Consider the following 23,810-nt stretch of genomic DNA (forward strand, 5'->3'; position numbering starts at 1 on the left):
GGTGAGCGGGCCGGTCAGGTCACCGGCGTCTCGGCTCGCGCACCTTCACCGTGGCTGCCGTCGCCGGTCTCCCACACCATCGTCGAGGCCAGGGTCTTCTGCCGGCTCGGGTTCTCGATCGAGGTCGCAGCACCGACGTAGGGTTCGATCGTCTGGAGCAGCTTCTGCGGGGTCGCGAGCACCATGTGGAAGCCGAATTCGAGGAAGACGTCGAGCGCCATCCGCGTGTACCGGGCATCGGCCTTGTCGAAGGCCTCGTCGAGGATGATCGTGCCGTACTTCGAGATCGCCTCGTCGGGGTCGGCGAGCTGGTAGCGCAGGGCGGCGGCGAGGCAGAAGATGACGAGCTTCTGCTGCTGTCCGCCGGACATCGCCGCTCCCGAGTCGTAAGTCGCGTGCGCGCGGCCGTGGTCGTCGATCTCCTCGGCGAGGAAGCTCACGTGCAGTCGGGTGTCGAGGCACTGGGTCCGCCATACCCGATCGACGTGCTCGCTCGAGGCGAAGCGGCGCATCACCTCGGCGAGGGTCGCGTACCTCTCTTCCGCAGTCTCGCTGTCGTCTTCGTTCCAGCCGCCGCCGACGATCCGGCGGAGGTCGGCGATGAAGGCGTTGACGGTCTCGCTGCGGCGGGTCTTGACCTTGAGCCGGAGGTAGCGGCCTTCGTCGAATCGGGAGCGCAGGAGGGAGGAGTTGATCGGGGCGACCCGGTCCTCGATCTCGTGCGAGGCGGCGTAGATCTCGTTGAGGAGCTCCCCGATGAGGTCGCGGGAGCGCTCGCGCAGGAGGTCGCGAAACCGGTTCTCGTGGTCGGGCAGACCGTGGGCTTCGATCTCGTCGAGCATGACGAGGTAGTCGTGGCGGTCAGCGACCTCGGCCGTGAGCTGGACGGCCACCGACGGCCAGGCCGCCTTGAACTCCGCGGCCAACCGGGTCACGGCCTGACCGGCCTCGCTCGCCGCCGCCTGCGCGCGGTCCTTCTCTGCCTGCAGGGTCTGGGACACCTGCTGGCCCGCCTCGGCGAGGGTCTCCCGGCCGATGCTGCCCTCGACCTTCCCGAAGCGGGCATCGAGGGCGTCGGCGAGGGCGGGGTCGACCTCGAGGATGCGGCCGGCGTCGATGTCCTCGGTGAGGCGGTCGATGTCGGCACGCAGGTCGCTGATCTGCTCGTTCGCCCGCCGCAGCGCATAGTCGGCGTCACGGGTCTGCGCCTCGGCGGACTCTTTGGCCGCACGGGCCCGACGTTCGGCGCCGATCGCCTGCTGGAGGTCGCCGTCGGCGGCCTCGAGGTCGCTCAGCTGCTTCTCGAGCGCCGTGATCGCCGCCTCGGCGCCGGCAGTGTCGATGTCACGCCACGACTGTTCGCGGATGCCGGCGAGGATGCCCTTGCGGCGGTTGGCCAGGGCGGTCTCCGCGGTCGCGGCGCGGACGATCTCCTCGGCTGCAGCCAGCTCCGTCTGCGCGTCGCGGAGGGAGTCGATGAGCGCGTCGAGCTTGGCGTCCCGGTTGCCGAGCACCCAGTTGCTGCGGTCGTCGATGCGGCGCCGGTCGTCCTTCTCGTATCGGGTGCGTGAGGACTTGATCTGACCGGCCAGGGTGACGGCGCGGGCGTAGTCGTCGAGGTCGTCCGGACGGTCGACGCAGGCGACGTCGAAGCGTTCGGACAGGGCCGAGCGGACCCATTCGCCGAATCCCGATTCGGCGACGTCGATCTTGTTGACCAGGGACTTCTCGCTGCTCGCGGGTCGCGGCTTGGGAGCCTTGGCCGGGATCTCCTCGAAGACGAGACGTCCCCTGACCCGGTGGGCGTCGACCCAGGAGCGGACGGCGCCGAGGTTCTCCTGCCGGACGAGGACGGTGAGCGCGAAGGGTCGGAGCACGCGTTCGATCGCTCCCGTCCACTGCGCGTGGGCGGGGTCGACTTCGATGAGCTCGGCGGCGAACGGCAGCGCCTTCTCGCTCAGGCCGGTGCCCTCGGCGAGTTCGCGGCGGATCTCGAGGAGGCTGCCGGGCACGGTCGACCCGGACTTCCGCAGCGAGTCGATCTCGGCCTCGAGGTCCCTGACCCGACGGCGTGCCGTCGAGAAGCGGTCGTGATCGGCGTGGCTGGGTCCGCTCTCGGAGTCGTCGTCGAGGGCGGCGGCGATCTGCTCCTGGAGTGCGGCGAACTCGGCCGCCGAGGTGGGTGCGTGGTCGATGCCCGCCTGTTCGAGTCGGCGTTCGAGGCCGGCCCAGCGGTCGGCGACGGCGCGCCGTTCGGTCTCGGCGGTGGCGATGCGCTGCTGGAGGTGCTCGGCTTCGGCGCCGCCGAGTTCGAGGGTGGCCCGGCGGGCGAGGTCGTAGTCGTCGACGGCGGTGTCGTAGTCGCGTTTGGCGCGATCGGCGGCAACCTCGAGTTCGACGAGGTCGCGGCTGCGGGCGCTCAGCTCGGTGCGCAGGACGTCGAGCTCGCGGCGCTTCTGGAACGGCAGGAGGGCGTCGTTGAGGGCGACGGCCTGGGCTTCGGCCTCGTGGGCCGAGTCGTAGCGTGTCGCGGCGTCGCGCAGCTGGAGGAGGTGGTCGCGTTGGCGACGGAGTTCGACGACGTGGTCGTGGGCGTCCTTGAGGTCACCGAATTCGCTCACCGCCGTGTCGGCGAGGGCGAAGGTGTTGGGGACCTCGAGCATGTGGTCGCGGAAGAGTCGGTCGAGGCTGTCGAGGCTCTTCGCCGACTGCGTCTTGTGGAGCAGCTGGAGGGCGGCATCGCTGGCCATGCCGAAGACCTTGCGCATCCGGGCGTAGAACTTCGCGTGCATGCCGTTCGAGGTGATGACCGCCTCGGGGTGATCGGCCTTGAGTCTGCGGGTCTCGAGTCCGGTGCGCGCGTACTGCTGGAGGTCGGCGAGGTCGAGGCCGGCGCGTTCGAGCAGGCACACGTCGGCGAGGTCGGCCGCGGTCGTGCTCGATCCCTTGAGGAAGAAGAGCCGGGCCAGGGTGAGCGGACGGTCGGAGCCGTTGTCGTAGCGCAGCACGATGCCGCTCCACGTGGCACGGGGCCGCAGGTACTTGCTCACCACTCGGTCCTCGTCGGAGTCCGCGGTCCGCGTCCAGGCCCCGCGGACGTAGCTGACGAGGCTGCGCTGGTCGACGCGGCTGCCGGCGGTCTGGGCGGCGACGTTGAAGCGCAGCCACTTGTCGGGGGTGAGGACGGCGGCGATGCCGTCGAGGAGGGAGGACTTCCCGGAGCCGGAGGGTCCAGTGATGAGATGGCCGCGGTGGGAGACGGGGATCCGGTGGATGTCGGAGTCGAAGGTGCCCCAGTTCGCGATCTGGATCTCCGAGAGCCGCCACTGGCTGCCGACGTCGGGCCGGTGCGCCCCGCGGGCGCGGGCCTGGTCGGCGATGAGGGCGGCGTCGAGCGGGAAGAGGGCCTCGGTCATGCGTCGACCTTTCCGTGGGCGACATTCGTGGCGGGGTCGCCGGTGCCTGCGTTCCGGGTGTCAGCGACCGCCTCGGCGGGGTCATCGGTATCTGTGTCGGCGGTGCCGGCCTCCCCGGTGCCGGCGATGCGTTCGTAGACGTCGATGAGCTCGCGGACGCGGTCCTCGTCGATGAGGAACCTCACCATCGGCGAGATCTCGAAGCGGTCGTCGCCGACCTTGTGGAGGACGCGCAGGCGGTTGCTCATCCGTCCCCACGCGCCGTTGAGGTTGCGCTGGAAGGTCGACTCGTCGCCGGTGCGGTAGATCGCGAGGCGCTCGTAGACCTCGTCGCGGTCGACGATGACCCGGCGTTCTCCGGGGGCGGCGAGGAGGAGCTGGCGCAGGACGAGGAGCATCGCGGTGTCGAGGAAGGTCAGGCGTTCGCTGCGCACGGCGGCCGGGACGTCGAGTTCGTCGGTGACGACCTTGCGGGTGAAGGCGAACTCGTCGACCTTGTCGATGACAAGGTCGAGGAAGAGCTCGTGGAGGCGGGAACGGACGAGGGCCTCGTCGGTGACGAGGGCGGACCACAGCTGCGGGCTCTGCGTGCCCGAGACGTAGGGGCCCTTGAGGAGTTCGAGGAGGACTCGGCGGGTGTTCTCACCGAGCGTTCCCGTGTCCCCGGTCCACAGTCCGTCGGGGCTGTCGGTCGCCTGCCGGTCGGCGTCGAGGCGGGTGTCGGGGGTGTCTGTCATAGTCGGATGCCTTCGGTGAAACGGTGGCGGCGGATGATGGCGTGGCGGTCGACGCCGTCGACGCCGGACCAGGTGATCCTCTCCCTGGCCTCGGGATCGACGGTGCCGTAGGTGCTCGCGAGCGAGAGAAGGCCGACGACGCTGGCCAGGCCCTGCGTGGCCGGGTAGGTCTCGAGCACCTCGGCGACGGTGACCGAGTCGGTCCCGGCGATGGCGCGGTTGATGTTGTCGGTGAGCTCGGCGAAGTCGATCTCGGACTCGCGGGCGATGGCGATGAGCTCGGCGAAGTCGACGTCGGCCTCCCCCGCCTCGGCGAGTTCGTCTCCGGCGTCGAACTCGGCGGGATCGTGGAGGATGACCTCGCCGAGGCTGCCGAGGGGAACGCTCGAGAGCTCGAGTTCGACGCCGACGTCGTCGTAGGGCCGCCGCACGGCGGCGACCGGGGCGGCGGTGGCGAGCGCGTCCTGGAGGAGGGAGCGCATGACGCGGTCGCGTTGGAATTCGTGGGAGTGGACGTAGCGACGCAGGCCGCGGGCGAATTCGGTGAGGATGTCGGAGACCTCGCGGGAGCCGTCCTTCATCTGCCGCATCAGGGTGCGCAGGGACCGGCGGGTCTCGGGGGTGAGGGCTGCGGAGAAGTCGCGGTCGAGGATCGCTGCGATGTCCTCGTCGAAGGCCGCTGCCTGCTCGGGGTCGCGGACGAGGGCGGAGAATGCGGCGAACGTCCGACCTTCGTCGGAGGATTCGATGAGGTCGACGCCGCGGAAGACCTCGTCGAGGACCTTCGACTGGGAGTCCTCGGCGGAGAGGATCGAGAGCCGCAGGTCCTGGTTGAGCTCTTCGAACCGGGCGCGCACGCGCGCGAAGTCGGCGGGCATGCCCTGGGCCTGCTGGAGGATGTCGGCGACGCGCTCGTTGGCGCGGCGCCGGTCGAGCACGATCGAGCGGGGGTCGCCGCGGCGGACGCGGGCGATCTCGGCGTCGATGCGGTCGCGTTCGGCGTGGAGCGCGGCGAGTCGGCGGGCGCTGTCGGGGTCGGTGTCGATCGCGAGCTGCCGCACCGCCTGGGCGAGGCTGACCAGCCGGGATTCGGTCGCCGTCTGCGGTGGGGTGCGCAGCTGTTCGAGCATCCGGATCGCATCGAAGCCCGCGGCGGAGAGCTCGTAGGTCTCCCCGCGCGCCGAGGTGGCCGGCCGCCGCACGAGGATGCCCGCGCGCCGCCAGTCGTCGCAGTAGGCCTTCGCGGTGCGGGTGCCGAGCGGGAAGTGGTCGCGCAGATCCTCGAGGTCGGAGTCGATGCTCTCATGGAGGTCCTCGGTGATCATACGCGTGCCCGGCCGGCCGAGGTGGGCATCGAGGGTCACTGCCATCACGGGAAGGTGGTCGGCCCGGAGCATGCGCAGAGTCTCATCGGACTCGAGCAGTCGCTTGTAGGCGAGTGCGGAACTCAGGGCAGACATGACCTCCATTGTCCGGGCCGCCGCGAATGCACGCCAATCCGGGGTCCCAGATCACAGGTCCCACATCTCAGTCCTGGTTTCGCCCTCCGAAGGTCATCGGATCGACCGGGCGGTCCCTGACCGGCAGCTTCGCCACCACCAGGCAATAGGACTCGAGGACGAGGTCGTGGAGAAGGTCGGCGTCGAAGTTCGACTCCGTCTCGCCCTGTTCGCTGGTCTCGCCCTGTTCGCCGGGATCGCCTCGTCCGGCGACGGTGATCCAATGCTTCTTGCTCATGTGGTATCCGGGTGCGATCTCCGCATAGGCGTCACGGAGGACCTCACCGTCGAGAGGGTCGATCTTGAGATTGATGCTCGGCACGCCCCGCAGCTCGTACTGCATCATGAACATCTTCCCCCGCACCTTGTATACGGCGTACTCGGGTCCGAACGGGTGGTCGACGACGACGGACGGGTACTGCATCGCCTGCTCGTGGGCGAGCCTGAGCACGGTGTCCGGATCCATGTGTGGATGCTAACAGCGGGGACTGACACAGCATCCCGATCTCCTCCGTCACCTCGCTAGACTCGGGGTCATGCCTGATACGCCACTCCATCTGCTCGTCGCCGCGCTCGGCGGAACCATCGCCTCGACCGCCGACGGCAGCGGTGGGGTCGCTCCGGCGCTCAGCGGAGCCGAGATCGCCGCAGCCGCTGGTCTCGACCGGATCTGGCCTGACCTCCAGGCCGACTTCACCCAGGTCGCCCAGGTCTCGAGTGCGAACGTCACCCTCGACATGCTCCACGATGTCGTCGACCTCGCGCGGCGGACCGACGCGGACGGCATCGTGCTCACCCAGGGCACGGACACCCTCGAGGAGTCGGCCTTCGCGCTCTCACTGCTCAATGACTCGGGCACGCCGATCGCCGTGACCGGAGCGATGCGCAATCCGACGCTGCCCGGCGCCGACGGCCCCGCCAACGTCCGCGCCGCCGCGCTCACCGCGCTCTCGCCGTCGGCTCGGCACCTGCCGGCCACCCTCGTCTTCAACGACGAGATCCACGATCCGCATCATGTCCGCAAGGCGCACGTGTCCTCGACGGCGGCCTTCTCCTCGGGTCCGGTGCTCGGCGCCATCGGGTGGATCAGTGAGGACGTCGTCCGTCTCCCCCACGCGCCGCACCCTCGCACGGCGGCCTCGCCGTTCGCAGGACTCCCCCGACCCGACGCGTTCGCGGCGGTCGCCCTCGCCGAGGTGGGACTGGGGGAACCGGCGGAGACGTTCGACCGCCTCGGTGAGGCAGGCTTCGCCGGCCTCGTCCTCGCCGGAGTCGGCGGCGGACACGTCCCCGAGGATCTTGTGCCCGCGGTCCTCCGCCTCGGCGAGCAGATGCCGGTCATCCTCGCCTCCCGACCTGGGTCGGGAGCGAGCCTGACCCGCACGTACGGTTACGTCGGCGGGGAGATCGGCCTGCTCGAGGGCGGGCTCATCCCGGCCGGGATCCTCGATGCGAGGAAGGCGCGGATCGCGCTGACCCTCGCGCTGAGTTACGGCCTCGACCCCGCCGAGGTGTTCGCCCGCTTCCGGTGAGACGGTTCAGTCGGAGAGCAGAGCCGCAATCGTCGACCTGAGCTGCGGAACGCGATCGTTGACGGCTGACCAAACGATCGCATAGTCGATCTCACCGTACTGATGAGCGATGACGTTTCTCATAGCGATGATCCGGTGGATGTCTGCGATCAATGCAGCCGTTTCGGGATCTGCACTGCGCACCCGATTGAGCGCCTCACCCAGCACTTCGAGCTGCCGCTCGACCGCAGACCGGATGAGCAGACTGTGCGTGAACTCGCTTTCATCGACGCCATCGACAAAACTGCCGATGGCATCGATCGCTTCGCGGGCATCCCACAGCCAGGCAGAGGTTTCACGCCGCATAGAGTTCCTGCGCGCCGCTCAGGGCTGATTCGCGGAAGTAGGGATTCTTCAGTGCTCGGCCGACCACCAGCTCCACCTCCCGGTCGAAGAGAGCTGAGAGATCTTCGAGCAGACCGAAATAATCATCGAACATGCTGTCACGCCCAGGAACGAAATCCACGATGAAGTCGAGGTCGCTCGACTCTGGATCGAACCGGTCGGAGACTGCGGAGCCGAAGACGCGCAATCGCTCGACTCCGCGAGCTGCGCAGATCCGCGCAATCGCGGCTTCGTCGAATCTGATTGCCGGTTCCATAGTCTCAGTCTCCCATTCGCGGCCGAACGAGTACACACCTCGATATCTCCGGCCGAATCCGGGCTCCCAACACAATGTCCACGCCGTTCGTCGAGATCGCAGCAGACAACCCGCCCCGTGTCCGGGACGGCTCCATAGCCGTCCCGGACCCCGTGACTAACGCTGGCTCTGCTCGCCGACGGCGACGACCATCTTCCCGAAGTTCCCGCCGGTGAGGAGTTCGTTGAAGTACTCCGGTGCACGATCGAGACCTGTGCGGATGTCCTCGCGGTAGCGAATCTTTCCTTCCTGGATCCACGAGCGCATGTCGGACAGGAACTGCTCGCCCAGGCGGTCGACGAACTCGCTCTGGATGAAGCCGCGCACCGTGAGCGACTGCCGCAGGATCGTCGACATGAGCAGTCCCGTGCGGTCGGGTCCGGGCGGCAGTTCGGTGAGGTTGTAGCTCGAGACGAGACCACACACGGGCACACGGGCGAACGTGTTGAGCAGCGGCAGGACCGCTTCGAAGACCTTACCGCCGACGTTCTCGAAGTAGACGTCGATGCCTTCGGGAACCGCCTCGGCGAGCTCCTGCCTGAAGTTCGGGGAGCGGTGGTCGAGGGCGACGTCGAACCCGAGCTCCTTGAGGTGGGCGACCTTGTCCGGCCCACCGGCGATGCCGACGGCCCGCGCCCCGACGATCTTCGCGATCTGCCCGACGACCGAGCCGACCGGACCGGTCGCCGCGGCGACGACGACGGTCTCACCCGGCTTGGGCATGCCGATCTCGAGCAGCCCTGCGTACGCGGTGAACCCCGGCATCCCGAGCACACCGAGCGCCGTGCTCACGGGCGCGATCTCCGGGTCGATGCGGCGCAGCTGCGAGGCGTCCTCGATGGAGTACTCCTGCCAACCGCCGTAGCCGAGGACGATGTCACCGGGAGAGAACTCCGGAGATCGCGACTCGACGACCTCGGACACCGTCGCTCCGACCATCACCTCGCCGATCTCCGTCGGCCGCGCGTAGGACTTCGCGTCCGACATCCTCCCCCGCATGTACGGATCGAGGGAAAGGTAGAGAGTGCGCAGGAGAACCTGCCCCTCACCCGGGGATTCGACGGGGACCTCGTCGTGGAGGAAGTTCTCAGCCGTCGGCATCCCCACGGGACGCGAGTTGAGGCGGATACGGTGATTCGTGGCCATAGCGATGTCCTCTCAGCGGTGGTCCGGTCTTACGTAACAACCCGCGGGTATGCGTCGATGTTCCCGCTGACCTGGAGAAATTGTGTCCGCCGAGGTGGTCGGGCCGAGCCGCGGCTTCTCCCCCGTTCCGGACCGCGGCTTCTCCCCCGGTTCGAACCCGGCGAGGTCGCGGGCGACGCCGGCCCACCGGGGATCGAACGCCCATCGGTGGTCCTCGAGCCGGTCGAGGACGAGGCTGCCGTTGCCGCGGACGATGTCCGACCATTCGGGCGGCCAGTAGCCGTACTGCGCGGCCGCGGCGATCTCGTGGACGTCCTTGAAGACGGCTCCGCGCGCATTGAGACGGCCACCGGGGAGGTGCAGCGGCTCCTCGGCGACGGGGAAGGTGATGTCGAGGATGAGATCGCTGGTGAACACCGCCTCGGCGGTGCGCAGGTGGGTGCTCTCGAGGTTGATGTACCACTCGATCCGGACGGGATCGGCGGACGGGTCGGCCGCCTCGGCGGGTTTGACGAGCACCCACACGGAGAACGGGACGTTCGGCGGGGCGAGCTTGAGGACCCCGTGCCCCTGCCAGCGGGTGGGCACCATGGTCCGGCGGGGTGCCTCGGCGGGTGGGCGGAAGCGGACGTCGAGGGGGACGTCGTGGGCGTTGAAGCCCTCCCATCCGACGATCCGGGTGTCGGTGACCTCGGTGCCCCCGGGCATCCACAGAGCCGCGCCGTCGGGTCCGTCCTCGATGACCCGCATCGGCCGGAGCACCTCGATATGGTCGCGATCGAAGTCGAAGCGCCTGTACGTCCAGGTCACGGCCTGACCCGGCGTCCAGAACGGGGGCTGACCGAGAGACCGCGCCTGCGACGGGACGGCGAGCGCGAACGGGTCGGTGTACTCCATTCCCGCAGTCTAAGGCGGGTGTTTGGACGCAGCCTGTGGGACGGATCCGCGTCGCTGCCCGGCTGTGTCCGTACCGGGACGTAGGGTGGGACCATGATCGCTCCTCCCCGCACCGATGCGGAGATCCCGGGGTATGTCGAGGCGCTCGATCTGCCGGGGCTGGCCGACATCCATGTCCATTTCCTCCCGCAGAATGTGCTCGACAAGGTCTGGTCCTACTTCGACGACGCCGAGGCGCATTACGGTCGACCGTGGCCGATCCACTACCGTCACGACACCGACACCCGGCTGCGGATCCTCCGCGACTGGGGCCTCCACCGGATCCCGGCACTCACCTACCCCCACCGACCGGGTATGGCCGCGTGGCTCAACGACTGGAACAGGGAGTTCGCCGCAGCCCACCCGGACGTCGTCCACTGCGGAACGCTCTACGCCGAACCGGAGTCCGCCGAGTACGTGCCCGCAGCCCTCGAGGCCGGGGCACGGCTGTTCAAGGTCCACGTGCAGGTCGGCGGCTTCGCTCCTGATGACCGTGTCCTCGATCCCGCGTGGGCGGCGCTGTCGGAGGCGCAGGTGCCGATCGTCATCCACGCCGGTTCGAAGCCGCTGCCCGGCGAGTTCACCGGCCCCGAGGCGGTGGCACGGGTGCTCGAACGCTTTCCCGCCCTCAACTTCGTCATCGCCCACATGGGCATGCCCGAGTACGACGCGTTCGCCGATCTCGCCGAGGCCCACAGCGGGGTCCACCTCGATACGACGATGTACGTCTCCGGGTTCTTCAACCACCCCGCCGAGGTGGCCCCCGCCTTCCGTGAGCGACTCCTGGCGCTCCAGGACAAGGTCGTCCTCGGCTCGGACTTCCCGAACATCCCCTACCCGTACGCCGATCAGCTCTCGGGGCTCGCCGGCCTCGACCTCGGCGACGACTGGATGCGCGCGGTGCTCTGGGAGAACGGGGCCAGGCTGCTCGGGCTCGAGGAGGACGAGGAGGTGGTCGCTGGCGACGACGCGAGAACTGAAGAGTGAGCCTGGTCAGACGGGCTGGTGTCGTCGTCTCAGCCGATGTCCGATCGGGGGATGCGCTCCGCCCCGACGACACCATCGAGCAGCGCCGGGTCGATCGGCCTGCCGCGCTTGATCACACTGATCTGGCCGGTGGGTTCGAGGATGACGCACGCGACCTCGGAGAGCTCTCGGATGCCTGCCATCCGCAGCTTCGAGACCACTTCGACGCGATCGACATGGGCGCGGGCCATGTTGTCGGTGAGAAACTCCTCTCCCGCCATGAGGACGATCGCGGGACTGTTGACGATGCCCTCGATGCGGGCGCTCCGCCGCGCCTGCCCGGTCACCGCCTGGAGGATGAGCAGCGTCCCGACGGCGAGGACACCGGCGACGAGAGTGGGGGTGTCGCCGAGGATCGCCCGTCCCACGACGGCTCCGAGGGCGATGATCGCGGCCAGGTCGAAGCTCGAGAGACTCGCCAGGGCGCGTTGCCCGAAGAGACGGACGACGATGATGATGCCGAAGTAGAAGACGACGCAGGAGACGACGACGCGCAGGGCGTCGACACCGTCGAGTCCGTATTCGTGCCATTCCATGCAGGCCACCTCCCGACCGCATCCTACTCGGCGGGAGGCGGAGATCCCGCGCCCCTCACCCGCCGATTCCGGCTGGAGACGCCTCTCCTGCTCTAGGGTGAGAAGAGAGCAGACCGGACAACAGCCCTTGTCGGCCACGGTCGATGTGCGGAAGCAGGATGGTATGAGACTGACGAAGGACCCGACGCCCGAGAAGGTGCTGGCGGGGCTGCAGGCGCAGATCGAGCGCTCCTCGCAGTTCGCCTCGACGATCGATCCGGTGGCGGCTCTGCAGACCTACGAGCGCCTCATCCGACTGCTCCAGCCGCGCCTGCCAGAACTGCGCCGCAGTGTCGGACTGCCCGCCGACCCGCCGATCTTCGCAGCCGCCCGCGCTCGCACCTCCGCACGGCGTCGGTACCGCGGAATGCCGGTGCCCTCCGACCGTGTGTTCACCTACTGGAACACTCCGATCGACACGGCCCCACCGCTCGTCCAGGCGTGCCTGGCGAACATCAGGGAATCGTATCCCGCGCTGCGTGTGCTCGACGGAGAATCGGTCCGTGAACTCATCGACGTTCCCGACCGGATCGCTGCGGTCCTCGAGGACTCGCGCCCGGCCCACTTCTCCGACTACGTCCGCACCCGCATTCTCGAAGAGCATGGAGGCGTCTGGTTCGACGCCACGGCATGGGTCGGACACAACTTCGACGATGACCTGCAGCGCCGCTATCTCCGTGCGGGAACGATCTTCCCCCGGTGGACGAAGCTGTCCATCGCGAACTGGTTCATCGCCTCGCAGAAGGAGTCGGTTCTGCTGGGCCTGCAGAGGCGCGCTCTCGATGAGTGGTGGACCCACTTCGACGACCTGCCCGACTACTTCCTCTACCACCGGATCTTCGAAGTCCTCCAGGTGCTCGTGCCCGAAGCCCGCGGCCAGTGGAACGCAGCACCGGTGCTCTCGGCCACCTCGGCGCATCTGCTCCAGCTGGCGATGATGCAGCCCTGGCGACCGGGTACGCTCACCGACATCGCCGCCGTCGCACCTCTGCAGAAGCTCAGCTACAAGTACGGCACTGTTCCCGACGGCTCTGTCCTCGGGCACCTCATCGGTCCGTACGTCTGAATCACCTCACCGGGTGCGAAGCCATTCGTCGACTGTGACGGTCGAGAGCCTCGGCGACTCGGGGATGAGGCCGTCGTCCGCCGTCGGTCCGGGAATCGGCACGGGCACGACCTTGCGGGCCCGCGTCCGTCCCCGACGCCTCACGCCGGAGCCCTGGGTCCGTTCTCCGGTGCGGCCCGCCTCCGCTTCGGCGACGACTCGGGCGATCGCGGCGAGGTCGCTGATCTCGGGGCCGGCGACCTCGACGGTGCCGCGCTCTCCGGCTTCGATCGCCTCTGCCATCATCCGGGCTGCTTCGTCGGCGGCGAGGGCGCGCACCCGCATCTTCGGGGCGAAGACGACCGGGCCGACGGACACCGATGCCGTCGCGGCGAGTTCGTACCATTGGGTCGAGCGGAACATGAGGAGCTGGTCGGCGGGCACGAGCCTGCGGTAGACCCGCTCCTGCATGTTCTTGCCCTGGTAGTAGCCGAAGAGTGCGGATCCGGCGACCGCGGGTTTGAAGGCGATCGACAGGCATACCATCGCCGCACCGGGATTCTCCGCCGCGGCCAACGCGATCGAGCGCGCACTGCGGGAGAAGAAGTCGAGCGCCCGGTGCCGGTTGTTCGTCAGGAGGTTGACGCAGTCGACGAGGACATCGCTGCCGACCGCCGAGTCTGTGACCCCGTCGCCGGTGTACGTGTCGACGCCGATCCCGCGGTGAGCGGCGATGACGGAATGCCCCATCGCCCGCAGCCGGGTGACGAGTCGGCTGCCGAAGGTTCCCGTGGCTCCGTAGACCGTGACCTGCATTGTCTTCCCTTCGGTGGCCCGGCGAGCAGGGCGCGGCGGATGTCGCACCGTGCGCTGCGGTCGTCGAGCCGAAAGCGGTGGCCCGCCGCGCCGCTCAATCAGTTCTGGTCGATCGTGATCGCGCCCGTGTCCGCGGTGACGGAGACAGGGATGACCGCTTTGCCTTCTGCGTCCTTCGGATCCTTCGACGCGTCGTACTTCTCGAGGTCCTTCGCGAGGTCGACGCTGCCCTGGTTCGATGTCGCGTTGATCCGGTAGAAGAGGTCCTTGACCTCGGCACCGCCGTCGTCGGAACCGTCACGTCCGTCGTCGGGGCCGGCCGCCTCGGCGCTCATATGCTCTTTGACGAGGTCGAGGCGGGGCAGACGGAGATCGATCTTGCCTTCGTCGGCCTTGACCGTGATTCCCGAGGTCGGGACCATCTCATTGGAGAAGTCGAGGTCGATCGACCCCGTCGAGGTCGTCGCGTCGACTCGGTCGCGGACCTTGAGGTCGGTTCCTTCGAGGGTGCCGACGTCGGACTTCGCCTCGATCGATCCGAAGCTGCCCTTGAACCGGGTCTGACCCCAGTCGGTCGTCGTCTGCACCTTCTCGAAGTCGCCCTCGAGCGAGACCGACCCGGCGTCGGTGTCGGCCTTGACGTCATTGAACTCCCCCCGGACGTCGACTTCGCCGAGGCCGCCGGCGAACGTGAGGTTGGTGTCCTTCGACGTCGCCTTGGGGATGGCGACGTCGATGCGGGCGTTCTCGAAGACCTTCCTGTCGTCGACGGTGACCACCGATTCGCCGTTGGTCTCCTCGACACGCAGTTTCGGGACGTCATCGCGCGGACCCACCCCGGTCATCGTCACCGTCGCCGTGTCCGCATCGGTCGTCCTCACCGTGATCGAGGCTCCCGTGTCGAGGGAGAAGCGGACGTCTCTCGCCGAGGCGGCCAGCTGCTCACTCGACTCGACCTTCGTGTAGTCGAGCCGGGAGGCACCGTGGGCGACGCTGATCGCGATCGGAATGAGCAGGACGATCGCTGCGGCGATGACGAGGACGGCACGCAGTCCGGTGCGGGCCGACTGGTTGACGAGGACGGTGGCAGGCATTTCTATGCTCCGAGGAATGTGAGGACTGCGAGGACGCGACGGTTGTCCGAGGTGTCCGCGGTGAGTCCGAACTTGGTGAAGATCGAGCTGATGTGCTTCTCGACGGCTCCGGCGCTGAGGAAGAGGGTGCCGGCGATCGCGGCGTTCGACTTGCCCTCGGCCATGAGCTGGAGGACCTCGAGCTCGCGGGGACTGAGCGTCGAGAGCCCGTCGGTCTTGCGGGTGCGCACGAGGATCTGGGAGACGACCTCGGGGTCGAGGACGGTTCCGCCCTTGGCGACCTCGTCGACGGCGGAGAGGAAGTCCTCGACATCGGCGACGCGGTCCTTGAGCAGGTAGCCGAACCCGCCGGTGTTCTCGGCGATGAGTTCGGAGGCGTACTGCTCCTCGACGTACTGGCTGAAGACGAGGACCTTGACGTCCGGATTCTGCTTGCGGATGAGGACCGCGGCGCGGATGCCCTCGTCGGTGAACGTCGGCGGCATGCGCACGTCGATGACGGCGAGGTCCGGGGGCATCGTATTCACGGTCGCCAGCAGCTCATTGGCATCAGGCACGGCCGCGATGACCTCATGTCCGGCGTCGACGAGGAGTCGTTCGAGTCCGGCCCTGAGGATGGCTGAGTCTTCGGCGATCACGATGCGCATGGCACCTCCACAACGATGGTAGTCGGCCCACCTGCGGGGCTGGTCAGGTTCAGTGTCCCACGGGCGGCCTCGACCCGGTCGACGAGACCGGCGATGCCGGTGTGCCGACCCGACCGGTCGATCCGGGCTCCGCCATGACCGTTGTCGGTGACGACGATCTCGACTCCCGCCTCGGTGGGGGCGATGACGACCTTGGCCTGCGTGGCACCGGAGTGCTTGGCGATGTTCGTCAGGCACTCGGCGACGACGAAGTAGGCGACGGCTTCGGCTTCGCGTTCGATCCGACCGCCGAGGCGGACGTCGACCTCGACGGGGATCGGTGAGCGGCCGGCGAGCGCGGAGACCGCAGCGTCGAGACCGCGGTCGGTGAGGACGGCGGGATGGATTCCGCGGGCGAGCTGGCGGAGTTCGTTGACGATGCCCTTCGCCTCGGCGTGGGCTTCGGCGACGAGCTCTTTGGCACGTTCCGGGTCGGAGTCGATCTTCGACTTCGCCAGGCCCAGGGTCATCGTCAGGGCGACGAGGCGGGGCTGGGCGCCGTCGTGGAGGTCGCGTTCGATGCGCAGACGCTCAGCGGCGGCCGCATCGATCCCGGCCATGCGGGCGCGGTCGAGCTCGGAGACCTCGGCCTGGAGGGCGGCGGTGCGGGCCGGCGGCAGAAGGCTGCGGTCGAGCGCACGGTCGAGATACGGGGCGAACCAGAGGATGGCGAGCGAGCTGGCGAGGATGATGAGCGAGCCGATCGCAACGCCGACGCGGCCCAGGCCGCTCTCACCGCCGCCGAAGAAGAGGCCGGGGATCCCGTCGGGGTTGATCGCCGAGAAGACTCCGAGGATGCCGCCGCAGATGCCGGTGATCGTGCCGCCGACGACGGCGAGGCCGAGGAGCATCTTGACGTAGTGGTGGGCGGTCGAGCGCCAGAACGAGCCCGAGGACACGAGCAGCCACCGGTTGTGGAGGAAGCGGGCGAACCCGGATTCGCGGGTGCTGCGCGGGACCGTCGGCACCGGGATTCTGTCGTCGTAGACGAGTTCGGCGCGGTAGCGTTCGAAGACGTTGGCGACCTGCTGGACGAGCACCCAGAGGATGAGCGCGAGGACGCCGAGGCCGAGGGCGAAGATGCCGCCGATGCCGGTGATGAGGAGCCCAACGGGGATCCACGCCCAGAGGATGGCCATGACCGCGGAGAGGAAGAGGTTCGCGACCCCGACGACGCCGACCGGCCGCTTCGGCCAGTCGATCGGGCCCTCCGGAGGGATGTCGGTGACATCGGTGCGGCTCAGCGGCATGGGTCCGGTGACCGGAACCATGACGAGGTCGTTCGGGCGGGGCTTCTTCCGCCGAGGCGGTCGCGGCGGTTGGAGCCGGACCTGTCCCGGGTAGGGGCTCTGCCCCGGGAAGGGATTCTGTTCCTGGTGGGGGCTCTGTCCTGGGAAGGGTCCCGCGTGCGGGCCAGGCTGGGGCCCTGACTGGGTCGGGTACTGCGCACCCGGAGCGTCGACGCGCTGCGGGGACGGGCGCGACGGCGCCGGTCGACCCGGGCCGGAGACCGGGCCGCCGGGACCGTACGATGCGGACGCGTACTGGCCGGGGTGCTCAGCGCCGGGCAGCGCGTGCTCGACGCGGGGCGGCATCGGCGGCTGTGCGCCGGCAGGATGCTGTGCGGCGCCGATGTAGGTCTGTGCAGGAGTGCCGTAGGCCTGAGTCGGGTCGCTGGCGGCGGGGCTCGGGTTGCCGGCGGCGGGGCTCGGGTTGCCGGCGGCGGGGCTCGGGTTGCCGGCGGCGGGGAATCGCGACGGATCGTAGGCCTGAGTGTGAGGGTACTCCCGAGTCGGTGACTCAGCACTGCCCTCGAAGCCGTCGGCCGCCTCGGCGGGGTGGGTCCAACCGGGCCGCGGGGTGGTGAAGGGAACCTCGAGGTCGAGCGGGGTGGTGCGGAACTGCCCGGCTTCGGTGGCCTGTGGCGCACTGTCGCCGTGGGGGTGCTGAGCTTCTGCAGGCATGGAGCCGGTCGGCTCCGGTTCCTGCGGATGCTCGGGGGTCTTCTCACTCATACCGAATACGCTACGCGGGCGGGTGTCCGGGCGACAGCACGTTGACCGCCGCGACCGAGTCGGGTTTTCCCCCGCGCTGGAGCGCTTCCGCTCCTTGGGCCTTCGTTCCGCGCCACCCCTGACGGCGTCTCCTGGGCGAAATGGGCAGAGAATCGACGCGATTTCCTGTCCAGATCGACCTGAAGTCGAGCGCGTTCAGGCCGCCTCACACTCTCCACTCCGAATGACCCCTGGAACATCACGCCCTCCCTGGAGCGCCACTTCGCCGCCGGAGCGTCTCACACAACCCTGAGCAATTCACCTCATCCATCGAGCGCCATGTCCTACGTGTGCAGACGTAGGACGTGACGCTCGTGGTGTGGGGGGCGTCAGGGCACCGGCGCTCGCGATGGTGAGCCGGGCGCGGACGGCATTGCGGCGCAGACTCTCCGGCGGGAGGCTAGACGATCTGAAGTGCGGGGGCCGGAGCTGTCTTAGCCTGCGCTTTCGACCGGCTGGCGGCGTCTTCGCCAGACGCTGCGAACGCGTTCGTCTTGGCCAGCGCCGCGTCGAGGTCGGCGAGGATGTCCTCGATGTCCTCGATGCCGACCGACAGGCGGATGAAGCGACCGGAGACGCTCAGTTCGCAGTCGGCGACGGCGAGATGCGTCATCGTCGCCGGGTGGTCGATGAGGGACTCGACCCCGCCGAGCGACTCGGCCAGGGTGATGAGCTCGGTGCTCTGCACGAGCTCGAGCGCCCGCTCCTCGGTGTCGGTGGAGAAGGAGACCACTCCCCCGAACCCGCTCATCTGTTTCTTCGCGATCTCGTGGCCCGGGTGTGAGGGCAGTCCGGGGTAGAACACCTCGGCGATCTCCGGACGCCCCTCGAGCCATTCGGCCACGGCCTGCGCGTTCGCGCAGTGCGCGGCCATGCGCACGGGCAGGGTCTTGATCCCGCGCCGTGTCAACCACGCGTCGAAAGGGGAGATCCCCAGCCCCACGGATGCGAAGTGGCTGGTGAGACGGTCGATCACCTCGGCGGCGCGGGGACAGGTCTGCCCGTCACCGGCGAGCACGGCCCCGCCGATGACATCGGAATGGCCGTTGATGAACTTCGTCGTCGAGTGGATGACGAGGTCGGCGCCGAGCTCGATCGGACGCTGCAGGTACGGGGTCGCGAACGTCGAATCGACGGCGAGGAGAGCATTGTGGGCGTGGGCGATGCGCGCGGTCTCGACGATGTCGATGACGTCGAGGCCGGGGTTGCTCGGGGTCTCGGCCCAGACGATCGCGGTGCGGTCGGTGATCGCCGTTTCCAGCGCCTCGGCGTCGGTGAGGTCGACGGTGCGGATGACGACGCCCCAGCGCTCGTACTCATTCTTGAGCAGCCGATACGTTCCGCCGTAGACATCGCGGGGGATGATGATCTCGTCGCCGGGACCGAGCAGAGCGGAGAACACGGCGACCTCGGCCGACGTTCCCGAGTTCACGGCCGCCGCGTACGCCGCCCCTTCGAGGTTGCACAGCACCTCTTCGAGGTCGCTGCGGTTCGGGGTGCCCGTGCGCGCGTAGTCGAAGCCGGCCCGGGGCACGCCCGGGACGTCCATCTCGAAGGTCGAGGTCTGGAAGATCGGGGCGACGACGGAACCGGTGTGCGATTCCGGGGCGGCGCCGGCGTGCACCGAGCGGGTCGAGACCCCGCTGCGGTCTGTCGAGCTGCGGTCGAGTGAGCTCACGGCAGATCCTTCCTCTCTGATGACCTTCGACGCGGCTGTCGAAGTCCCACCAGTCTGTGTCGACGACGGTGCGCGAGGAGCCGACCGCGTCCCGTGAGGTCACCGAGCGTCATGTGTGCGACTTCTCCCGTCACGAACCGTCATACGGGTTCCGCTTCACACTGCGGAGCGACGGCGAGCCGACGATCGGGAGGTCAGCGAATCCGCGTCACCGAGGCGGTGCGCCCACTCGTGGACCCAGCCCTTCCCATTCCCCGCGCGCCGTGCAATACTTAGCCACATGGCTAACCATTCGGAGGAGCTCGACGAGGTGTTCACCGCACTCGCCGATCCCACCCGACGCGCCGTCGTCGCCAGACTCGGCCACGGCCCGGCGAGCATCAGCGAACTCGCCGAACCACTGAGCATGTCGATGCCGTCGTTCCTCAAACATGTCCGCACCCTCGAATCGTGCGGGCTCATCACGACCCGCAAGACCGGGCGGGTACGCACCTGTGTGCTCAACGAGAACCGACTCGCCGTCGTCGACCGATGGCTGGAGACCCAGAGACGCAGCTGGGAGGCCGCCACCGACCGACTCGACGCCTTCGTCACCGGGATCTCGACGCCCGACTCATCTACTCGAACGGCCTCATCCGACCACCCTGCCTCCACGGCCGACCGCTCTTCCCCGACCACTCACCCACACCCCAAGGAGACGCCATGACCTCGACCCCTGACTTCGGCCTCGGCCCCGACACCGACTTCGACACCGGCATCGACCCCGACCGCGACCTCATGATCGAACGCATCATCCGCGCGCCGCGCCAGGCCGTCTGGTCCGCGTGGACCGATCCGGCGCAGCTCGTCCAGTGGTGGATCCCCTCCCCACTCGTCCTCCGCGTCGACGCGCTCGACCTCCGCCCCGGCGGCGCGTTCGTCACCCGGATGAGCGAGGACGGGCAGACCTTCACCCCGCACGTCGACGCGATCTTCCTCCGCATCGAGGAGGACTCGCGTCTCGTCTTCACCAATGCTGTCGACAGCTCCTGGCATCCCGCGCAGCCCGCTCCCGTGACGATGACGACGGAGATCATCCTCGGCGACAGCGAGTTCGGAACCGACTACCGTGCCATCGTCCGGCATGCCAGCCCCGAGCAGCGCGCCCTGCATGAGGAGCTCGGATTCTTCGAAGGATGGGGCACCGTCACCGAGGCGCTCGCCCGACTCGTCGAACGCTGAGTTGCGCGGGCGTTCTTCCCGCACCAGCGTCCACACCGGACCGAAGCCGTCCCGGCCGGTGGCCATTCCTGCGGCGGGGCAGCTCGGATGAGACGATGGCATCACCCGACGTCAGGAGTCGACACCATGACCATCGCCTTCGAGACAACGCCGTTGCCGATCATCGGCGCCCCTATGGCCGGCGGGACGACGACCCCCGAACTCAGCGCGGCCGTCGCCGCTGCGGGCGGCTTCCCCTTCGTCGCCGGTGGCTACCTCACCGCCGAGGCGCTCGCCCCGCTCGTCGAGCGGATGCGCGAGACCTCCGAGACCTTCGGGGTCAACCTCTTCGCCCCGAACCCGGTGCCGCTCGACCGCGCCGCCTTCGACCGCTTCGCCACCGCCCTCGAACCTCTCGCCGCCGAGCACGGAGTCACCCTCGAGACCGAGCCCGTCGACGACGATGACCACTATGACGCGAAGGTCGACTGGCTCGTCGCGCATCCCGTGCCCTTGGTCTCGATGACCTTCAACCTCCCCACCGCCGAGGTGGTCGACCGCCTCCACGCGGTCGGCACCCAGGTCGTCGCCACCGTGACGACGGTGGGCGAAGCCCGCGAGGCCGCTGCTCGCGGCGTCGACGCCCTCATCGTCCAGGGTCCGCGTGCGGGCGGGCATTCGGGCACCGCGGATCCGACGCGGGAGATCGAGGATCGGCCGACTGCTGATCTCGTCCGGGAGATCCTCGCCGAGGTGGACCTGCCCATTGCGGCCGGCGGCGGTGTCGACGGGGCCGAGGCGGTCGGGGAGCTCCTCGATGCGGGGGCGAGCGCGGTCGTCGTCGGGACCCTGCTGCTCCTCGCCGACGAGGCGGGCACTTCGGCGCCGCATCGGGCCGCGCTCCAGGATGCGGAGAAGTACTCGGAGACCGGCCTGACCAGGGCGTTCACGGGTCGCCCGGCTCGTGCGCTCGTCAACGACTTCGTCCGCGAATTCGACGAGGTCGCCCTCGACGCCTACCCCGCTCTCCACCACCTGACGAAGGGCCTGCGCGCCGAGGCGAAGGCTTCGGGTGACCCGAACCTCCTTCACCTCTGGGCGGGCACCGGCTACCGGTGGGCCGCGCCGAGTTCGGCGGAGACGATCGTCAAGCAGCTCGGCACCCGCTTCGCACGGTAGGGTCGCCCTCTCCCGTCGAGTCGCCCGGTAGATACCGAGTTCGCCGTCGAGTCGAGGACGTGCAGTGTCGATTCTGAGCTCACCGATCGACACTGGGGGTCCAGAAGTCGAGAGTCTGGGCTCAGCGGGGACGATCCTCGTGGTGCGGCCATGCGAAGTCGAGCATGGGATGTCGGTGATTCGGCCGCTCACGGACCTTCCCCGAACCGTCGTCGTCCGCGGTCCTCCGGCCGTACTGGTCCGGAATGGTGCCCCACCCCCAGTAGGGCAACGGCGCCGCAGGGACGATTCCGAGGGTGATCGCGGGGTCGATCTTGGGGGAGTGCACGGTGCACTGATGGACCCATCGGTCGCCCAGATCGAAGGTGAACCTGCAAACGTCTCCGGGCTTGAGGAGCTTTGTCACCTTCGCCCTGGCGCTGTCGAATGCCCGGCTCGTCGGTCCCGCAGTGGAATCGGCCAGCTCGATCCCCGACTCGACATCGGTGACGATGTTCCCGTCGGCGAGGTCGAACAGCGAGAGGTGTCCGCGATCCCACCTCGCGAAAGCGGTGTTGATGGCGTCGGCGAGGTCATCGAAGGTATGCGCCGGGCCGACCGCGAACGTTCGACCCGGCGGCGGCCACAACTCGTGACCTCTCCCGCCGAGGAGTTCGACCGCCACGGACAACCACGTCCTCGCCATGATCCGAGTATGTCACTCAGGCACTCCTCCTGCACTCCACTCAATGAGGAGCCTTCAGCGCACGGCAACGAAGCGGCTCACCGTCGAGTCGAGGACGCGCAGTGTCGATTCTGAGCTCACCGATCGACACTGGGGGTCCTCAAGTCGCGGGCGCGGGGCCGCCGCGCTGGGTCGCGTGCTCACCGCCCGCCCATGATCGTTCGATTTCTCGCACAGATACGTTATCGGGACTCTCAGCGATCGGCCGGTCCTAGCGTGCGCCGCGATCATTAGGATCGATCTCGACGCCGCAGCGTTGCGGCGGAACACGCGACCACCGGCGCCGGACCACACAGACGAAGGAGTCCCACCGTGCACCAGACGACCCGCCCATGGATCCCCACCGAGAGCCGTGCGCGCATCGAGGAGATCGCCGGCGACCGCCTCGGCGAGGGCGGCACCGCTCAAATGCCCACGGTCGTGAAGACGATCGAGGACCTCATGGCGGCCTCCGAGCGCCTCCACGACGAGGAGGCGTTCAACCTCAATCCCGCGTCGAACGTGCTCAACCCCAGGGCGGCGGCACTGCTGGCGGGAGGATCGGCGTCGCGGACCTCCCTCGGGTACGCGGGCGCGAAGTACGAGATGGGACTCGAGCACATCGAACAGGTCGAGGTCATCACCGCCGAGCTCGCCGCCCGCCTCTTCCACGCCGACTTCGCCGAGGTGCGGGTGCCCAGCGGGGCGATGGCGAACCTCTTCGCCTTCATGGCGACCTCCTCACCAGGTGGTACGATCATCGCCTCCCCGGCGACGATCGGCGGCCATGTCACCCATCACGCCGCCGGGGCTGCGGGACTCTACGGCCTCACCACGGTCGGGGCTCCCGTCGACGTCGCCCACTACACGTACGACGTCGATGCGCTGGCAGAGCTCGCCCGCGAAGTGCGGCCGTCGCTCATCACGATCGGCGGTTCGCTCAACCTCTTCGAACACCCGGTCGCGAAGGTCCGGGAGATCGCCGACGAGGTCGGTGCCCGAGTCCTCTTCGACGCCGCGCACCTGTGCGGGATGATCGCCGGCGGCCAGTGGGCGAACCCCCTCGACGAAGGCGCGCACCTCATGTCGATGAGCACGTACAAGAGCCTCGGCGGACCGACCCACGGCCTCCTGCTCAGCAACGACGCGGAGCTGTCCGAACGCATCGACGCCATCGCCTTCCCCGGTATGACCGCGAACTTCGATGCCGCGGCCGTCGCGGCCCTCGGGGTCACCCTCGCCGACTGGATCGCGACCGGCACCGACTACGCCTCGCAGATGCGGGCGTGCACGGGCGCCCTGGCCGACGCCCTCGCCGACGCCGGTGCCGTCCCCTTCCAGTGCGAACGCGGGTTCACCGACTCCCACCAGTTCGCCCTGCTGGCCGCACCGTTCGGCGGCGGCACCCGGGGTGCGCGGGTGCTCGAGAAGGCCGGCATCCTCACCTCGGGCATCGGCCTGCCCGTCCCCGAGGTGCCCGGCGATCAGAACGGCATCCGCCTCGGCACCCCGGAGATCGTCCGGCGCGGCATGACGGCGTCCGACATGCCCCGGCTGGCCGGATACATCGCCCGCGCCCTCGACACCGCCCGGACTCCCGCGGATCCCGGATCGATCTCAGACACCCCCGCCGAGGTGGTGCTCCGGGAAATCGCCGACGACGTCGCCGCGTGGCGGAAGGACTTCACCGGAGTCCGCTTCACAGCGTGAGCGGCGCTGCCCGCGGGGTGCTCGCCACCCGGGTCCGCGGCCGGCAGGCTCCCCGACGTCAGCCCGCTTTCATCCTTTCGGCCGACCCCGCCGAGGTGG

22 protein-coding genes are annotated in these 23,810 nt (G+C 68.7%); 7 read left to right on the forward strand and 15 right to left on the reverse strand.

The window, feature by feature from the left end; translation table 11 throughout:
- Positions 1 to 14 precede the first annotated feature (14 nt).
- From ACQ1RG_RS02655 to ACQ1RG_RS02670, 4 genes are all read right to left on the reverse strand, one after another.
- Positions 15 to 3,416 carry an ATP-binding protein gene (locus tag ACQ1RG_RS02655; protein ID WP_009378871.1) on the reverse strand — a complete coding sequence of 1,134 codons (3,402 nt, stop codon included), beginning with the start codon at positions 3,414 to 3,416 and terminating at the stop codon, positions 15 to 17.
- Entirely contained in the window at positions 3,413 to 4,153 is a 741-nt protein-coding gene (locus tag ACQ1RG_RS02660) for a DUF4194 domain-containing protein (RefSeq protein ID WP_009378870.1), read from the reverse strand. Before ACQ1RG_RS02660 ends, ACQ1RG_RS02655 begins: the two co-directional genes overlap by 4 nt.
- Complete coding sequence (locus ACQ1RG_RS02665) at positions 4,150 to 5,613, reverse strand: DUF3375 domain-containing protein (protein WP_009378868.1); 1,464 nt, start codon at positions 5,611 to 5,613, stop codon at positions 4,150 to 4,152. The genes ACQ1RG_RS02660 and ACQ1RG_RS02665 overlap by 4 nt, the downstream gene beginning before the upstream one ends.
- Before the next feature lie 67 nt (positions 5,614 to 5,680).
- Complete coding sequence (locus tag ACQ1RG_RS02670; protein ID WP_009378865.1) at positions 5,681 to 6,118, reverse strand: MmcQ/YjbR family DNA-binding protein; 438 nt, start codon at positions 6,116 to 6,118, stop codon at positions 5,681 to 5,683.
- A 70-nt stretch (positions 6,119 to 6,188) separates the two neighbouring features.
- Between ACQ1RG_RS02670 and ACQ1RG_RS02675 the strand changes: the two genes are divergently transcribed.
- Complete coding sequence (locus tag ACQ1RG_RS02675; RefSeq protein WP_009378864.1) at positions 6,189 to 7,184, forward strand: asparaginase domain-containing protein; 996 nt, start codon at positions 6,189 to 6,191, stop codon at positions 7,182 to 7,184.
- Between the two features lie 6 nt (positions 7,185 to 7,190).
- Here the strand turns inward: ACQ1RG_RS02675 and ACQ1RG_RS02680 are convergent, their stop codons facing one another.
- The 4 genes from ACQ1RG_RS02680 to ACQ1RG_RS02695 form a co-directional block, all read right to left on the reverse strand.
- Positions 7,191 to 7,529, reverse strand: coding sequence for a HepT-like ribonuclease domain-containing protein (locus ACQ1RG_RS02680; RefSeq protein ID WP_009378863.1), 339 nt, complete (start codon positions 7,527 to 7,529; stop codon positions 7,191 to 7,193).
- Positions 7,519 to 7,824: a nucleotidyltransferase family protein gene (locus ACQ1RG_RS02685; protein ID WP_040341888.1), complete on the reverse strand. Its 306-nt coding sequence runs from the start codon at positions 7,822 to 7,824 to the stop codon at positions 7,519 to 7,521. Before ACQ1RG_RS02685 ends, ACQ1RG_RS02680 begins: the two co-directional genes overlap by 11 nt.
- 156 nt (positions 7,825 to 7,980) lie before the next feature.
- The gene (locus tag ACQ1RG_RS02690; protein ID WP_009378861.1) at positions 7,981 to 9,009 is read right to left on the reverse strand and encodes an NADP-dependent oxidoreductase; all 1,029 of its coding nucleotides are present in this window, start codon (positions 9,007 to 9,009) and stop codon (positions 7,981 to 7,983) included.
- Between the two features lie 12 nt (positions 9,010 to 9,021).
- Positions 9,022 to 9,906, reverse strand: a complete 885-nt coding sequence (locus ACQ1RG_RS02695) for a DUF402 domain-containing protein (RefSeq protein ID WP_063249665.1) — start codon at positions 9,904 to 9,906, stop codon at positions 9,022 to 9,024.
- A 93-nt stretch (positions 9,907 to 9,999) separates the two neighbouring features.
- On the opposite strand from ACQ1RG_RS02695, the gene ACQ1RG_RS02700 reads away from it, so the two are divergent.
- Positions 10,000 to 10,932, forward strand: a complete 933-nt coding sequence (locus ACQ1RG_RS02700; protein WP_063249664.1) for an amidohydrolase family protein — start codon at positions 10,000 to 10,002, stop codon at positions 10,930 to 10,932.
- Positions 10,933 to 10,961: 29 nt separating this feature from the next.
- Here the strand turns inward: ACQ1RG_RS02700 and ACQ1RG_RS02705 are convergent, their stop codons facing one another.
- Positions 10,962 to 11,507, reverse strand: a complete 546-nt coding sequence (locus ACQ1RG_RS02705; RefSeq protein WP_063249663.1) for a DUF421 domain-containing protein — start codon at positions 11,505 to 11,507, stop codon at positions 10,962 to 10,964.
- 163 nt (positions 11,508 to 11,670) lie between these two features.
- Between ACQ1RG_RS02705 and ACQ1RG_RS02710 the strand changes: the two genes are divergently transcribed.
- Entirely contained in the window at positions 11,671 to 12,612 is a 942-nt protein-coding gene (locus ACQ1RG_RS02710; protein ID WP_063249661.1) for a capsular polysaccharide synthesis protein, read from the forward strand.
- Positions 12,613 to 12,618: 6 nt separating this feature from the next.
- Here ACQ1RG_RS02710 and ACQ1RG_RS02715 read toward each other — a convergent pair whose 3' ends face one another.
- The 5 genes from ACQ1RG_RS02715 to ACQ1RG_RS02735 form a co-directional block, all read right to left on the reverse strand.
- Positions 12,619 to 13,407 (reverse strand): SDR family oxidoreductase, encoded by a 789-nt coding sequence (locus ACQ1RG_RS02715; protein WP_342474192.1) that lies wholly within the window; start codon positions 13,405 to 13,407, stop codon positions 12,619 to 12,621.
- A gap of 98 nt (positions 13,408 to 13,505) precedes the next feature.
- Positions 13,506 to 14,501, reverse strand: coding sequence for a DUF4097 family beta strand repeat-containing protein (locus ACQ1RG_RS02720; protein WP_063249660.1), 996 nt, complete (start codon positions 14,499 to 14,501; stop codon positions 13,506 to 13,508).
- Positions 14,502 to 14,503: 2 nt separating this feature from the next.
- The gene (locus ACQ1RG_RS02725; RefSeq protein ID WP_009378844.1) at positions 14,504 to 15,148 is read right to left on the reverse strand and encodes a response regulator transcription factor; all 645 of its coding nucleotides are present in this window, start codon (positions 15,146 to 15,148) and stop codon (positions 14,504 to 14,506) included.
- The gene (locus ACQ1RG_RS02730; protein ID WP_259801188.1) at positions 15,136 to 17,202 is read right to left on the reverse strand and encodes a histidine kinase; all 2,067 of its coding nucleotides are present in this window, start codon (positions 17,200 to 17,202) and stop codon (positions 15,136 to 15,138) included. Before ACQ1RG_RS02730 ends, ACQ1RG_RS02725 begins: the two co-directional genes overlap by 13 nt.
- A gap of 439 nt (positions 17,203 to 17,641) precedes the next feature.
- Positions 17,642 to 18,919, reverse strand: coding sequence for a trans-sulfuration enzyme family protein (locus tag ACQ1RG_RS02735; RefSeq protein WP_063249657.1), 1,278 nt, complete (start codon positions 18,917 to 18,919; stop codon positions 17,642 to 17,644).
- A gap of 280 nt (positions 18,920 to 19,199) precedes the next feature.
- Between ACQ1RG_RS02735 and ACQ1RG_RS02740 the strand changes: the two genes are divergently transcribed.
- From ACQ1RG_RS02740 to ACQ1RG_RS02750, 3 genes are all read left to right on the forward strand, one after another.
- Entirely contained in the window at positions 19,200 to 19,625 is a 426-nt protein-coding gene (locus ACQ1RG_RS02740) for an ArsR/SmtB family transcription factor (RefSeq protein ID WP_082834896.1), read from the forward strand.
- On the forward strand, positions 19,622 to 20,140 hold the full coding sequence (locus ACQ1RG_RS02745; RefSeq protein WP_063249656.1) for an SRPBCC domain-containing protein: 519 nt from the start codon (positions 19,622 to 19,624) through the stop codon (positions 20,138 to 20,140). Before ACQ1RG_RS02740 ends, ACQ1RG_RS02745 begins: the two co-directional genes overlap by 4 nt.
- 126 nt (positions 20,141 to 20,266) lie before the next feature.
- Positions 20,267 to 21,298 carry a nitronate monooxygenase gene (locus ACQ1RG_RS02750; protein ID WP_063249655.1) on the forward strand — a complete coding sequence of 344 codons (1,032 nt, stop codon included), beginning with the start codon at positions 20,267 to 20,269 and terminating at the stop codon, positions 21,296 to 21,298.
- Positions 21,299 to 21,419: 121 nt separating this feature from the next.
- Here ACQ1RG_RS02750 and ACQ1RG_RS02755 read toward each other — a convergent pair whose 3' ends face one another.
- Positions 21,420 to 21,983 carry an IS1096 element passenger TnpR family protein gene (locus tag ACQ1RG_RS02755; RefSeq protein WP_063249654.1) on the reverse strand — a complete coding sequence of 188 codons (564 nt, stop codon included), beginning with the start codon at positions 21,981 to 21,983 and terminating at the stop codon, positions 21,420 to 21,422.
- 351 nt (positions 21,984 to 22,334) lie between these two features.
- Between ACQ1RG_RS02755 and glyA the strand changes: the two genes are divergently transcribed.
- Positions 22,335 to 23,711, forward strand: coding sequence for a serine hydroxymethyltransferase (glyA, locus tag ACQ1RG_RS02760; protein WP_193338465.1), 1,377 nt, complete (start codon positions 22,335 to 22,337; stop codon positions 23,709 to 23,711).
- Positions 23,712 to 23,810 lie beyond the last annotated feature (99 nt).

The organism is Brevibacterium sp. K72, assembly GCF_050562175.1.
Lineage (GTDB): Bacteria > Actinomycetota > Actinomycetes > Actinomycetales > Brevibacteriaceae > Brevibacterium > Brevibacterium casei.

Bases quoted from the DNA above. Each gene is read 5' to 3' on its own strand.
- ACQ1RG_RS02755 (WP_063249654.1), bottom strand. From the start codon at position 21,983: ATGGCGAGGACGTGGTTGTCCGTGGCGGTCGAACTCCTCGGCGGGAGA.
- ACQ1RG_RS02665 (WP_009378868.1), bottom strand. From the start codon at position 5,613: ATGTCTGCCCTGAGTTCCGCACTCGCCTACAAGCGACTGCTCGAGTCC.
- ACQ1RG_RS02745 (WP_063249656.1), top strand. From the start codon at position 19,622: ATGACCTCGACCCCTGACTTCGGCCTCGGCCCCGACACCGACTTCGAC.
- ACQ1RG_RS02740 (WP_082834896.1), top strand. From the start codon at position 19,200: ATGGCTAACCATTCGGAGGAGCTCGACGAGGTGTTCACCGCACTCGCC.
- ACQ1RG_RS02680 (WP_009378863.1), bottom strand. From the start codon at position 7,529: ATGCGGCGTGAAACCTCTGCCTGGCTGTGGGATGCCCGCGAAGCGATC.
- ACQ1RG_RS02725 (WP_009378844.1), bottom strand. From the start codon at position 15,148: ATGCGCATCGTGATCGCCGAAGACTCAGCCATCCTCAGGGCCGGACTC.
- ACQ1RG_RS02675 (WP_009378864.1), top strand. From the start codon at position 6,189: ATGCCTGATACGCCACTCCATCTGCTCGTCGCCGCGCTCGGCGGAACC.
- ACQ1RG_RS02685 (WP_040341888.1), bottom strand. From the start codon at position 7,824: ATGGAACCGGCAATCAGATTCGACGAAGCCGCGATTGCGCGGATCTGC.
- ACQ1RG_RS02660 (WP_009378870.1), bottom strand. From the start codon at position 4,153: ATGACAGACACCCCCGACACCCGCCTCGACGCCGACCGGCAGGCGACC.
- ACQ1RG_RS02695 (WP_063249665.1), bottom strand. From the start codon at position 9,906: ATGGAGTACACCGACCCGTTCGCGCTCGCCGTCCCGTCGCAGGCGCGG.
- ACQ1RG_RS02715 (WP_342474192.1), bottom strand. From the start codon at position 13,407: ATGCAGGTCACGGTCTACGGAGCCACGGGAACCTTCGGCAGCCGACTC.
- ACQ1RG_RS02655 (WP_009378871.1), bottom strand. From the start codon at position 3,416: ATGACCGAGGCCCTCTTCCCGCTCGACGCCGCCCTCATCGCCGACCAG.
- ACQ1RG_RS02690 (WP_009378861.1), bottom strand. From the start codon at position 9,009: ATGGCCACGAATCACCGTATCCGCCTCAACTCGCGTCCCGTGGGGATG.
- ACQ1RG_RS02730 (WP_259801188.1), bottom strand. From the start codon at position 17,202: ATGAGTGAGAAGACCCCCGAGCATCCGCAGGAACCGGAGCCGACCGGC.
- ACQ1RG_RS02710 (WP_063249661.1), top strand. From the start codon at position 11,671: ATGAGACTGACGAAGGACCCGACGCCCGAGAAGGTGCTGGCGGGGCTG.
- ACQ1RG_RS02700 (WP_063249664.1), top strand. From the start codon at position 10,000: ATGATCGCTCCTCCCCGCACCGATGCGGAGATCCCGGGGTATGTCGAG.
- ACQ1RG_RS02670 (WP_009378865.1), bottom strand. From the start codon at position 6,118: ATGGATCCGGACACCGTGCTCAGGCTCGCCCACGAGCAGGCGATGCAG.
- ACQ1RG_RS02720 (WP_063249660.1), bottom strand. From the start codon at position 14,501: ATGCCTGCCACCGTCCTCGTCAACCAGTCGGCCCGCACCGGACTGCGT.
- ACQ1RG_RS02705 (WP_063249663.1), bottom strand. From the start codon at position 11,507: ATGGAATGGCACGAATACGGACTCGACGGTGTCGACGCCCTGCGCGTC.
- ACQ1RG_RS02750 (WP_063249655.1), top strand. From the start codon at position 20,267: ATGACCATCGCCTTCGAGACAACGCCGTTGCCGATCATCGGCGCCCCT.